This is a genomic window from Streptomyces sp. NPDC052236 (assembly GCF_044548015.1).
In the GTDB taxonomy this organism is placed as follows: domain Bacteria; phylum Actinomycetota; class Actinomycetes; order Streptomycetales; family Streptomycetaceae; genus Streptomyces.
Map to the genome: position 1 here is coordinate 120,607 of NZ_JBIUBL010000004.1, position 12,437 is coordinate 133,043.

9 protein-coding genes are annotated in these 12,437 nt (G+C 70.0%); all 9 read right to left on the bottom strand.

From position 1 onward, the window contains the following. Position 1 precedes the first annotated feature (1 nt). The 9 genes from ACIHCQ_RS09335 to ACIHCQ_RS09375 all read right to left on the bottom strand — a co-directional run bounded on the left by ACIHCQ_RS09335 (position 2) and on the right by ACIHCQ_RS09375 (position 12,418). Entirely contained in the window at positions 2-2,698 is a 2,697-nt protein-coding gene (locus tag ACIHCQ_RS09335) for a tetratricopeptide repeat protein (protein WP_399659452.1), read from the bottom strand. After that, positions 2,695-4,050: a hypothetical protein gene (locus tag ACIHCQ_RS09340; RefSeq protein ID WP_399659454.1), complete on the bottom strand. Its 1,356-nt coding sequence runs from the start codon at positions 4,048-4,050 to the stop codon at positions 2,695-2,697. Before ACIHCQ_RS09340 ends, ACIHCQ_RS09335 begins: the two co-directional genes overlap by 4 nt. Positions 4,051-4,142: 92 nt before the next feature. Beyond that, a complete protein-coding gene (locus ACIHCQ_RS09345; RefSeq protein WP_399659457.1) occupies positions 4,143-5,183 on the bottom strand; it encodes a glutamate ABC transporter substrate-binding protein in 1,041 nt (346 codons plus the stop codon). Between the two features lie 17 nt (positions 5,184-5,200). Then, positions 5,201-6,619: a hypothetical protein gene (locus tag ACIHCQ_RS09350; protein WP_399659462.1), complete on the bottom strand. Its 1,419-nt coding sequence runs from the start codon at positions 6,617-6,619 to the stop codon at positions 5,201-5,203. A 315-nt stretch (positions 6,620-6,934) separates the two neighbouring features. Then, positions 6,935-7,927, bottom strand: coding sequence for an N-acetylglucosamine kinase (locus tag ACIHCQ_RS09355; RefSeq protein ID WP_399660009.1), 993 nt, complete (start codon positions 7,925-7,927; stop codon positions 6,935-6,937). Further along, a complete protein-coding gene (locus tag ACIHCQ_RS09360) occupies positions 7,924-9,189 on the bottom strand; it encodes a 6-phospho-beta-glucosidase (RefSeq protein WP_399659464.1) in 1,266 nt (421 codons plus the stop codon). Before ACIHCQ_RS09360 ends, ACIHCQ_RS09355 begins: the two co-directional genes overlap by 4 nt. Before the next feature lie 11 nt (positions 9,190-9,200). After that, complete coding sequence (locus ACIHCQ_RS09365; protein WP_399660013.1) at positions 9,201-10,100, bottom strand: carbohydrate ABC transporter permease; 900 nt, start codon at positions 10,098-10,100, stop codon at positions 9,201-9,203. A gap of 15 nt (positions 10,101-10,115) precedes the next feature. Then, positions 10,116-11,081 carry a carbohydrate ABC transporter permease gene (locus ACIHCQ_RS09370; protein WP_399659466.1) on the bottom strand — a complete coding sequence of 322 codons (966 nt, stop codon included), beginning with the start codon at positions 11,079-11,081 and terminating at the stop codon, positions 10,116-10,118. After that, on the bottom strand, positions 11,081-12,418 hold the full coding sequence (locus ACIHCQ_RS09375) for an ABC transporter substrate-binding protein (protein ID WP_399659468.1): 1,338 nt from the start codon (positions 12,416-12,418) through the stop codon (positions 11,081-11,083). The genes ACIHCQ_RS09370 and ACIHCQ_RS09375 overlap by 1 nt, the downstream gene beginning before the upstream one ends. Positions 12,419-12,437: the final 19 nt, after the last annotated feature.

A 12,437-nucleotide genomic window follows, 5' to 3' on the forward strand; every position in this document is an offset into this window, starting at 1 on the left:
ATCACACCCACGTCCGGGGGCGGAAGCGGTTGGCCCGCTCCACCAGGTCAATCCGCTCCTCGCCGCGCTGGGCGAGCCGGGCGAGCACCCGGTAGGAGCGTTCCAGCCCGAAGCGCAGGCCGCGCTCGTCCAGTTCGCTGCCGAGCAGCACGATCGGTGCTTTCGCTGCGATCGATGCGGTCGGTGCGTTCGTTACGGACGGCCCGGCTCCGGGACTACCGGAGAGTACCCAGTCGAGGGCCGTACCGAGTACTTCTGTGGACAACTGCTCGCGGCGTATGGCGTCCAGACCGAAGTCTTTCAGGGCGTCCACCTGCGCGGCAGCGGCCAACAGATCGTCCAGCAGAGGGTCGTGCGCGGCGCGTCGCCGCAGTCTCGCCCGTACGGCCGCTATCCGCGCCGCCGTGTAGTGAATCGATGCCTCCGGCACCGACTCCAGGGTCCGTACGGCTCCGGTCCGGTCGCCCGCCGCGATCTGCACCCGGGCCAGGCCGAACGCGGCGCTGACATAGCTCGGGTCGGTCGTCCACACGAGGCGGTAGTACTCGGCGGCGTTGTCCAGCTGGCCAAGGACTTCGGCGCAGACGCCCAGCGCCAGCTTGGGCGCGGGCTCGCCGGGGAACGCGTCGTAGATCGCGTCGAAGGAGAGCGCCGCGATCTCGTTCTCCCCGGTCACCAGCGAGGTGAGGCCGCAGTACCAGACGACCCGCCAGTCGTCCGGGTGCCGGCTCTCCAGGGTTGTCAGCGCCCTGGTCGCGGCGTCCGGATCACGCATCTCGAGCCGGGCGCGCAGCTCACGCAGCCGGGTCTCGGGGGAGGCGGCGGCCACGGCTTGCAGCGCGGCGATCAGCTCCGCGGGCGCGGCGGCCATGAGACCGGCGAGGAAGCCCGCGTTCGGGTCGTTCGGGTCGACGCGCGGCATGGGCAGCGCGAGGGCGGTCGCCCGGGCGTCGAACACGGCGAGCTGCGGAGCGAGATGGGGGGCGAGATGCGGGGCGACGGCGAGACCCGCCGGGGACGCGCCGATGGCCCCTTGCGCGCGGGGCGCGGAGGCCGCGGAGGACGCGGGGATCGCGGCGGGTGTGGCCGGTGCGCCCTGTACGGCCGCGTGCGGGGCGGTCGCGCCGTTCAGCGCGAGGACGGGCTGCCGCCTGCCGCGGCGGCCCGGGGGCGTCACCCGCGCGCCCAGCTGCGACACGTCACCCGTCAGCTCGGCGAACAACACCGTGTCCGTGACCCGCTGTTCCGTGCCGAACAGCGTCGACAGCGAAGGCCGCGGGCGGCCCGTCTGGATCGACACGACCTCCCGCAGCACCCCCGTCAGCTGCTCCGCCATCTCCTGCGCCGAGGCGAACCGCCGTGCCGGATCCGGGTCGGTCGCCCGCACCAGCAGCCGGTAGAAGGACTCGTACGTCTGGAAGACCCCGATGTTCTCCGGGTCGGGCAGGGAGTCCACGAACACATTCGTGTAGCCCTGGAAGTCGAAGGTCAGCACCGCCAGCGTGCGCGCCACCGTGTAGAGATCCGACGCGACCGACGGGCCGAGCTCGCCGACCTCCGGGGCCTGGTAGCCGACCGTGCCGTAGATCGCGGACTCGTCGTCGTCCATCCTGCGGACCGCGCCCATGTCGATCAGCTTGAGCTGGTCCTGCTGCTGAATGGCGTTGTCGACCTTGAAGTCGCAGTACAGCAGGTTCCTGCTGTGCAGATGCCCGAGGGCCTCCAGCGCCTCGATGCCGTACGCGCACGCCTGCTCGACCGGCAGCGGGTCGCGCTTGCCGCCAGGGTCGCGCCGCTCGTTGGCGATTTCCTTCAGCGATTTGCCGCCGACGTACTCCATGACGATGTAGCCGTCGAGGGAGCCAGTCCGCTGGTCGAGGTGTTCGACGAAGTTGTAGATGCGGACAATGTTCGAGTGCTCGATCTCCGCGAGGAAGCGGCGCTCGGAGATCGCCGCGGCCATGGCGTCCTGGTCGCCCGTGTCGAGCAGGCCCTTCAGCACCACCCAGCGGTCGGACACCGCGCGGTCCACGGCGAGATAGACCCAGCCCAGGCCGCCGTGGGCGAGACACCCCACGACCTCGTACTGCCCGTGCACGATGTCGCCCTCGGCCAGCTTCGGCACGAAGGAGTACGGGTGTCCGCACTTGGTGCAGAAACCTTCCGTACGGCCGGGACGCTCACCGCGCGAACGTCCCACCTGCGCCCCGCAGTCGGACCGCGAGCAGAACCGCTTGCGCTCCGGGACCTCGGGGTTCTCCATCACCGCGGCGCGCGGCTCGGGCCGCGGCACCTGCGGTACGGAGACCAGGCCCGCGCCCAGGCGGTTGCGGCCGGACGAGGCCGAGTCGGTGCCGGAGCTGCGCACCGAGACCGACCGGGACGAAGGGACACTGCCGGACAGCGAACGCGACAGCCGCCCCGAGACGGAACGGCGGGAGGTCGACGAGCGCGAGGAGGAGCGGGACGACGCGCGCGATGAACCGCGGGACGATCCGCGCGACGAGACCTGCGCCGAGGTGCTGTCCCGGCCGCTGCCATGGCCGCCGCCCGTGATGCCGGTGGGCGGCGAGGAGAGCGACCCGGTGGACGAGACGACGGGCGCGAGACCGCAGTTGTCGCAGTACAGCTCACCGCCGCCCATGTCCTCGTAGGAGCCCTCACAACCGGGACGTTGGCATGCGTTGTTCTCGCTCATGAATCCCCCCTGCGATCAGACGGCCCGGACTGGCTCTGGCCCTGCCCCTGCCCCTGTCCCGGGACGAGTGCCTCGGCGGCGGCCCGCTGATAGCGCAGCACCGCCTCCTCGGCGACGCGCAGATCGCACGGCGCGCTCCACAGCATCCGGCGGGCCGCGTCGTACCGCTCGATCAGCAGCGGATCCTCCGCCAGTCCGTTCCGGGCGACCTTCGCCTTGTACGCGTCCAGCCGGCCGCGCAGCTCGGCGCGCACCGCGAGCGGCGCGGTGACCGAGGTCAGTGACTCGCGGGCGCGCAGCAGTTCATCCTCGGCCTCGCTCTCCAGGGACTCCAGCAGTGGGGAGAGCCGGTGCCACTGGGAGTGCCTGCGGTACTCGGCGGCCGTGGCCAGCCGCTCCTGCAGCGCGGTCGAAGGGCCGCTGACCGCGGGCACCTCGGAGGCGGCGATCTTCGCCAGCACCTCGCCGCGCGCCGAACGCGCCTCGGTCAGCGTCCGGTCAGCGCGCGAGAGCACATCGCGCAGCCGCAGCAGCCGCTGCTCGGAGTCCTGCCGGACCCGCAGCACCGCCTCGATCTCCCCGCGGATGTCCTCCAGGGCGCGCGCCGCCCGGTCGTAGCGCTCGGTGTCGGGACGGCCGCCACCTGGGGCCGAACTGCCGGGCGCGGGCCGCCAGAAGGCCAGCGGGTCGGAGATCACCTGGACGCGGAGCGTGGCCAGCTCATGGGTGATCGACTCCAGTTCGTCGCCCGAGGGGTGCTCCCCGGGCCGTACGCCCACGGAGTGCGCGAGCGAACGGGTGCGCTGGAGCTCGGCCGAGAGCAGGTCTATCCGGGCGGGAAGCGCGGACCACACCGAGTCGGCCGTCACCACCATGTCCAGCGACCGCGCGTACAGCTCGTTCATCCGGGAGACCAGCTCCGCGAGCGAGAACCGCTCGGAAAGCTGGGCGGGCCCGGTGATCGAGGGCGCGGGGTGGGCGGCCGAGCTGGCGATCGTCACGCTCCGGCCGCGCAGCCGGTCGGTCAGCTCCAGCAGGTCCTCGCGGTTGGGCCAGCGCCGTCGTGAGCGCAGCTCGCGGGTGTCGTGCACGGCGGCGCTGTACGCGTCGAAGTACCCCCAGAGCAGGGTGATCTCCTGCTCGGTGGAGGACCAGCGGTCCTTGGTGACGCCCGTCAGCTCGGCACCTTCGAGGAGCCTGCGGCCCGCATGGTCCTGCAGGGCGAGAAGCGAGGTCTCGATCGCCTCGTGCTCCGCGCCGAGCCGGCCCAGCGCGCGGTCCACCTCGTCCCGGTCCATCACCGGCACTGGTGGTTCACCCGCGAAGCTGGGGGAGGATCCCGCGACGCCCATCGATCACCTCTCCGCTCTTCCTTGCAACGTATTGCGCATGACACATGACGACCAATGACACATGACGACCGGCAACTCCTTCGCCGGGCCGCTCAGCCGGTGCGGTACTGCGGCACCGGCGGCGCGAGTATCCCGGGAAGATCGGCCTTCAGCCACTCGTTGTACGCCACGGTCCAGGCGCCTCTGCGGTAGGTGTCGAGCACGCTGTTCACCCGGCGCACCAGATCGTCCTTGCCGAGCTTCGTGGCGACGCCGTAGTACTCCTGGGTGAACGGCTTGTCGCCCTTGAGCTCGACCGCAGGGTCCTGGGCCGCCTGGCCCGCCGCGAGGGCGGCGTCCGTCACGATCGCGTCGACCAGGCCCAGTTGCAACCTCACCAGGCAGTCGAGTTGGTTGGCCACGGTCAGCTCGTCCTCGTCTCCCGGCTGCCCGTCGTGCGCGTCCTTGAACGTGGCCCCGAAGGAGTTCTTCACCAGCGCCTCGTACGCCGTCGAGCCCTCCGCCGTGCAGACCTTCTTTCCGGCGAGGGACGTGTTGTACCCCGTGATGGAGGACCCCTTGGGCGCGAGCACCTGCTGACCGGTCTCGAAGTACGCCGTGGAGAACGCGACCTGCTTGATCCGCGCACAGTTGATCGTCATCGTACGTACGACGATGTCCACTGTGCCGTTGTTCAATGCGGGTATCCGCTGGTTGGTCGGGATGGCGCGGAAGATGATGGCGTTTCGGTCGCGGAGGATGTCCTGGGCGATGGCGCGGGCGAGGGCGATGTCGAAGCCTTCGAGGCCGCCGGTGGCCGGATTGCGGTAACCCCAGCGGTAGCTGTTCTGGTCGACGCCGACGATCAGCTTGCCGCGCGCCCGGATCGCGGCGATGTTCGGCCCGTCGGCGGTGGACGGCGTCAGCGAACGCTCCGGGGCGTCGCACTCGTCCGCCTTGGCGGACGTGGCCGACGTCAGACCCGTCGGACTGTGGCCGGACGGCTGCGAACTCTCGCCGGCGCCGTGGGACAGCGGCAGCAGGGTGACGGACGCGGTCAGCGCGCACGCCGCGGCCATCCCCGCGACGCCGCCCCAACCGCGGAACCGGAACCGCGACCGGGACCTGGCCCTCACGTCCCTCACGTCCGCCATCGCTGCCCTCCTCACTCTCACCGGTACTCCGTAAGCCTGCGGTTGATACCGAGGATGGCACCCACCGCGCCCAGCACCGCCAGCGCCGCGGCGCCGATCGGCAGTCCTGCCAGCGCGCCGTGCCCGTCCTCGGCGGCACGGGTGAACTCACGCTGCTCGTGCTCCAGCGCCTTCGCAAGGGCGTCGTCCACCCGGTCGAAGGACTCGCCGGTGGAGGCCTTGGGACCGATCACCTTCTCCAGCGCGCCTTCATACTCGCCGTCCTTGTCGGTCTTGCTGGCGTCGGCGTGCCGGACTTTCCACTCGGACACGCTCGCGACCGCCGCCGCGACGGGATCGCGTCCCGCGCTGTCGTCGGCGAGCCTGCCCGCCTCGGTCAGCTGGGTGCCGAGCTTGTCCATGCCCGTGCTGTAGTCGCTTTCGTACTTGTCGCTCTTGCCGTCCTCGGTGAGCACAGCGCCCCGCGCGACCAGCGTGAGGTTCTCATTGGCGCGGGCCTTGAGGGAGTTGATCCGCGCGTCGTTGAGGACCTTGAGGGACCGCTGACCGTGCGCCTGGGCGTCGGTCAGCTGGGCGCGGGCCACGGTGTGCCCCACAGCCAGCCACAGCAGTACGACGGTGGAGGCGGCGGTGGCGGCGAGGAGACCGTGGTTGAACACACGGTTCGTACGCCGGTAGTTGCGCCGCTGGGCCCAGACCAGGCCGCCCAGCGCCACCACGCCCACCACCAGCGAGGCCACGGGCAGGAAGCGCGCGTCCTCGTCGTCCTGGTCCAGCCGCGCCGTCTCCGCGTCGTACAGCTTCTGGGCGGCGGGCAGCAGGTCCTTGGTCATGCGCTCGTTCGCGTACCGCAGGTAGGCGCCGCCGAGGGGCAGGCCCTGCCGGTTGAGGGCGCGGGCCGTCTCGATCCAGCCCGTGTAGCGGGGGAGGAGCTCATTGAGGGTCGCTATCTGGCGGCCCGACTCGCTCTTGCTGTCCGTGTTCGTCGCGGCCTTGACCAGCAGCGCGGAGGCGAGCGAGATGTCGTCCTCGTACCGCGTGTCCATGGGCTGCGACTTCTGGGGGCCGGTGAGGAAGCCGCTCGACGCCGCCGTGTCCGCGTCGGCCAGGGAGCGGTAGATGGACGCCGCGTCCGCGCTCAGCGGCTGGCTGCGGCTGACCACATCGTCCGCCGCGGACGCCCGGTCGGAGATCTCGAAGGCCGTCACCGCGCCGAACGCCACCACCAGCGCGGCCAGCAGGGCCCCGATGATCTGCAGCCGTCCGGGCTCGGTCGTCGCCGCCGTACGCAGCCGGTCCTTGCCCTCGGCCCAAGCACCGCGGGGCGCCGGCGGCGCGGCCCACGGCTGCGCCGCAGGGTCCGTGGCAGGCGGCTGCCCGGGCGCATGCGGCGGAGCCGATTGGGGCGCGGCGCGCACAGTCGGCGGGTATGTCACGTGACCTCCCCCTCGGTCGCTGACGTAGGGCCCACCCCCGGCGGGTCCGGGGACGACTCCCGGCCAGCAGTATGGCCGCAGTGACTGACATTCACACCAGGCTTGACTGGATCTTGTACCTTACGCGGCAATTCAGCCGGACCAGGTTGATCTCCCCACCATGAATACGCTTCAAGACCATGATCGGTTCCCATTTCACGCCCGCACGGAAGAGGGAAGAAGCGGAGGCCGGGCCCTGAACCGCGCCCACGGCGTACGAGTTGAGCGTACGAGTTGAGGCGTACGAGCTGAGGCGTACGAGCTGAGGTGTACGTGCTACGCGTAGTGCGCGCGCAGCCGGGCGCGTGCCTCGGGCCCCGCCCCCGTATGGTCCATCCCCAGCAGCGCCGCCCCCAGCACCGGCGGCGCCGTCACCACCTCGATGACCGCCCCGGGCGCCCTGGCCGCCAGCAGCTCGCCGATCCGCTCGTCCAGCTCCGGATGGCGGGCCGCCAGGACACTGCCGCCCAGCAGCACCGGCACCGCCTCGCCCAGCAGGTCGAGGCGGGCCAGCGCGACCGTGGCCAGCGCGACGACCTCCTCCGCCAGCCGGTGCACCAGCGAGCGGGCGATCGCGTCGCCGCCCGCGCTGGTGGCGAAGAGCACCGGAACCAGCTCGTGTTTGCGCGCATCCGGGATGCGTGCCAAGTGCAGCGCCTCGATGAGGGCGTACATCGAGTCGAGCCCGAAGTGCGCGGGCAGCGCGCGCGCCAGCGCCGTCGGCTCACCGCGCCCGTCCGCCGCCCGCGCGGCGAACCACAGCGACTCCTCCGCGAGCCCCAGACCGCCGCCCCAGTCGCCGGAGATCCGGCCGATCGCCGGGAAGCGGGCGGTACGGCCGTCCGGCAGCATGCCGACGCAGTTGATGCCCGCGCCGCACACCACCGCGACACCGCGCGGCTCGGCGTCGGCCAGCAGCCCTGCCCGCAGGATCGCGAAGGTGTCATTGCGCACCTCGGTCGTACGGCCCCAGCCGCGCGCCTGCACCGCCGCCGCCAAGTCCCGCTCCTCCACCGGCAGATCCGCATTGGCCAGGCACGCCGAGACATGCGCGACGAACGGCCCGGACAGGGGGAGGCCTGCGGCTGCCCTGGCCGCCGCCACCGTCACGCCCAGCGCGTCGACGGCCGCCTCGACCCCGACCACGGGCGGCTGGAAGCCACCGCCGCGGGCCGTGGCGAGGACGGTCCCGTCATCGTCGACCACCGCGACGTCGGTCTTGCTGTTGCCCGCGTCGATGGCCAGCACACCAGGTCGGCCCGTGCTCATGCCCACGCCAGGTGCTCCTGGTTGTGCGCGATCAGCTTGTCCGTGAGCGCCTCGGCGTACGCGTACTGCCCGATCAGCGGATGCGAAAGCAGCGCCCGGAAGACCCGGTCGCGCCCGCCGCGCAGGGCGGCCTCCAGCGCCAGGTCCTCGTACGCCGTGACATGGGCGATCAGCCCGGCGTACAGCGGATCCACGGCGGGCACCGGCAGCGGTGTCGGACCGTGGGCGCCGACGGCCGCCTGCACCTCGATCACGGCGTCGTCGGGGAGGAACGGCAGCGTCCCCTTGTTGACGGTGTTCACCACCTGGTACGGGCTGCCGCCCCCGCCCAGCAGCGACGCCGCCAGGTCCACGGCCGCCTCCGAGTAGAACGCGCCGCCGCGCTCGGCGAGCAGCTCCGGCTTGGTGTCGAGCGCCGGGTCGCCGTACATCTCCAGCAGCCGCCGCTCCATCTCGGCGACCTCGGCGGCCCGCGACGGCTTGGTCCCCAGCTCTCGTACGACCTCGTCGTGCGCGTAGAAATAACGCAGGTAATAAGAGGGGACAACGCCGAGCCGTTCGAGGAGCTGGCGCGGAACGCTGAGCTCGTCCGCGATCGCGTTCCCGTGCTCGGCCAGCAGCCGCGGCAGCAGGTCCTCGCCCTCCGGACCGCCGAGCCGCACACCCGTCTCCCACGTCAGGTGGTTGAGGCCCACATGGTTCAGATGAATGTCGTACGGGGCGACATCGAGGAACTTCGCGAATCTGCGCTGGAAGCCGATGGCGACATTGCACAGGCCGACGGCCTTGTGCCCGGCCTGCAGCAGTGCCCGGGTCACGATGCCCACCGGGTTGGTGAAGTCGATGATCCAGGCTTCCGGATTCGTACGGCGCACCCGCTCGGCGATGTCGAGGACGACCGGGACGGTACGCAGCGCCTTGGCGAGGCCGCCCGCGCCCGTCGTCTCCTGCCCGACGCAGCCGCACTCCAGCGGCCAGGTTTCGTCCTGCTGCCGCGCCGCCTGCCCGCCGACGCGCAGCTGGAGCAGCACCGCGTCGGCGTCGGCCACGCCCGCGTCGAGGTCGGAGGTGGTGACGATCTTCCCGTCGTGTCCCTGCCTGGCGAAGATCCGCCGCGCCAGGCCGCCGACCAGCTCAAGACGGTCGGCCGCGGGGTCGATGAGCACCAGTTCACTGACGGGAAAAGTGTCCCTCAGGCGGGCGAAGCCGTCGATCAATTCAGGGGTGTAGGTGGATCCGCCACCCACGACTGCGAGTTTCATGCGTGTCTCAACTAGCCCTTCACGCCGGTGAGTGTGACGCCCTCGATGAAGGCCTTCTGCGCGAAGAAGAAGACCACGATCACCGGGGCCATGATCAGTACGGTGGCGGCCATGGTCAGGTTCCAGTCGGTCTGATGGGCGCCCTTGAAGGACTCCAGGCCGTAGCTCAGGGTCCAGGCGGCCGGGTTCTCGGAGGCGTAGATCTGCGGTCCGAAGTAGTCGTTCCAGCAGTAGAAGAAGTGGAAGAGAGCCACCGCGGCGATGGCGGGCTTCGCCATTGGCAGCACGATCCTCACCATCGTCCGGAACTCCCCGCAGCCGTCGATCCGCGCCGACTCCGTGTACTCCTTCGGGATGGTCAGCAGGAACTGCCGCAGCAGGAAGATGGTGAACGCGTTGCCGAAGGCGAACGGAATGATCAGCGGCCAGAGCGTGCCCGCCAGGTCCAGCTGCCTCGCCCAGAACAGATACATCGGGACGATGATCACCTGGGGCGGCAGCATCATCATGGCGATGACCAGCATCATCACGAGATTCCGGGCGCGGAAGCGGAACTTGGCCAGGGCGTACGCCACCGGGAGGCTGGAGCCGACGGCGAGGACGGTGCCCAGTCCGGCGTACAGGAGTGTGTTGCGCCACCAGGTCAGGAAGCCCGGCGTGTTCCAGACGGTGGCGAAGTTGCCCCACTGCCAGTTGCGCGGCCACAGCGCGCGGGTGAGCGCCTGATCGTCGCTCATCACCGCCGTGAGGAACACGAAGACGAACGGCAGGAGGAAGAAGAGCGCTGCCACGATGGCGAGGGAGTGGATGGCGATCCACTCCAGGGCGGCGCGTCGGCGGGCGTCGCGCCGGGCTGTCGTCGCGGTCATGGAGGGCACGGAGGTCGTGGCCGTCGTGGGCGTCGGGGACATCGTGGACGTCATGGATCAGTCCTCCGCTGACATGAAGCCGGAGCGCCGCCGCATCAGGATCGCGGTGAACGCCATGGCCAGCGCGAAGAGCACCAGGGCCACCACACTGGCCGCCCCGGTGTCGAACCGCTGGAACCCGAGGTTGTAGATGATCTGCGGGACGGTGAGGGTGGTCTTGTCCGGATAGCCCGGCTCGAACTGCTGGCCGGAGCCGCCGATCACCCCGCTCGCGACCTTCGCCGCCACCAGCGGCTCGGTGTAGTACTGCATGGTCGCGATCACGCCGGTGACCACCGCGAAGAGCACGATGGGCGAGATGTGCGGCAGGGTGACGTAGCGGAAGCGCTGCGCCGGACCGGCGCCGTCGAGCTCGGCCGCCTCGTACTGCTCCTTCGGTACGTCGAGCAGCGAGGCCATGAAGATCACCATCAGGTCACCGATGCCCCACAGGGCGAGCAGCGTCAGCGAAGGCTTTGACCAGTTCGGATCGGTGAACCAGCCAGGCTGCGGCAGCCCGAGCCTGTCCAGGATCGTGTTCGCCGGTCCCGTACCGGGGTTGAGGAGGAAGACGAACGACATGGTGGCGGCGACGGGCGGGGCGAGGTACGGCAGATAGAAGAAGGTCCGGAAGAGTCCGGCGCCCGTCTTGATCTTGATGATCAGCAGGCCGACGCAGAGGCCGAAGACCACGCGCAGGGACACCATGACCAGCACCAGCCAGAGGGTGTTGCGCAGCGCGGGCCAGAAGAAGGGGTAGTCGTTGAAGACGTACGTCCAGTTCTTCAGGCCCACCCAGGTCGGCGGGGCGAACCCGTCGTACTTCATGAAGGAGAAGTAGACGGTGGACAGGAGGGGGTAGGCGAAGAAGACGCTGAACCCGATCAGCCAGGGGGAGAGGAAGGCGAGGGTGCGGAGGTTGGCTTTCCGGTGCTTGGCCCGCAGCCCTGGATGTGCGCCTGGATGTGCGGAATGGTGCTGCATCAGCCGGCCTGCTCGTTGTCCTTGTCGACCTGCGCGTCGGTCTTCTTCAGCCCGGCGGCCAGATCCTTCTCCCGTCCGGCCTCGTACCGTACGCCCAGGTCCTGGGCGGTCAGCAGGAACGCGCCGCCGTTGACGGAGGACGGCGCGTGCGCGCTCTTCGGGTGCTGCGCGATGTCCACGAACGTGCGGTAGAGCGGGTCGTTGTTGAGTTTCGGCGACTTCAGCGCCGCCATGGTGGAGGGCACATTGTGGATCGCGTTGGCGAAGGAAACGACCGCGTCGGTGTCGGTGGAGAGGTACTTCACCAGCTCCCAGGCGGCGTTCTGCTTCTTGCTGACGCTCGCGATGCCCAGGATGGTGCCCGAGAGATAGCCCTTGCCGTAGTCGGCGACCTGATCGTCCGGTACGGGGAAGGGGGCCGCGCCGATCTCGAAGCCCAGCTTGGCGTCCTTGGCCATCTTGCCGCGCCATTCACCGTCGAGCTGCATGGCGACCTGACCGGTGTGGAAGGGGTGCTTGGGACCCCACTCGTCACCCAGTCCGGTACGGAACTTCTCCAGCTTCTTGTAGCCGCCGAGCTTGCCGACCAGGGCCTTCTGCCAGGTGAACAGCTCCTTGGCGGCGGGGTCGGCGGCGAGGTTCGACTTGCCGGAGCCGTCGAAGTATTCGATGCCGAACTGCGAGGCGTAGTGCTCGAAGGTGGTCTCGTACCCCTGGAAACTCGGCATGAAGCCGAGCTGCTGGTAGCCGTCGCCCGTGGCCTTGGTGAGCTTCTCGGCGGCCTTGTCGAACTCCGAGAGCGTCTTGGGCGGGGCGGTGATCCCGGCCTCGGCGAAGGCCTTCTTGTTGTAGTAGAGGCCGTACGCGTCACCGAGCAACGGGACCGTGCAGCGCTTGCCCTGGTGCTCGGTGTAGTCGGCCATCGAGGGCAGGAAAGTCGTGGCCGGGTCGATCTTGGCCTTCTCCAGGAAGGGCTTCAGATCGGCGAGGGCGTTGGTGGTGCAGAAGCGGCCGACGTTGTCGGTGGTGAAGGAGGAGACGACATCCGGTGCCTTTGAACCGCCCGCGCGCAGCGCCTGGTTGAGCTTGTCGTCGGTGATGCCCTTGACGACGTTCACTGTGATGTGGGGGAAGGCGTCCTCGAAGGCCTTGATGTTCGCGTCGATCGCCGCGACCTCGCTGGGGGCCGACCAGCCGTGCCAGAAGGTGAGGGTGGTCCTGGCCTTCGGGTCGTCGGTCGCGCCGCTGTCGGCCGTACCCGTACAGGCGGAGGCGAGGAGGGATATCGCGGCGAGCGCGCCGAGTGCGGCGGCCGTCTTGCGGGGGCGTGTGGGCATGACGGTGTCTCCCTGTGAC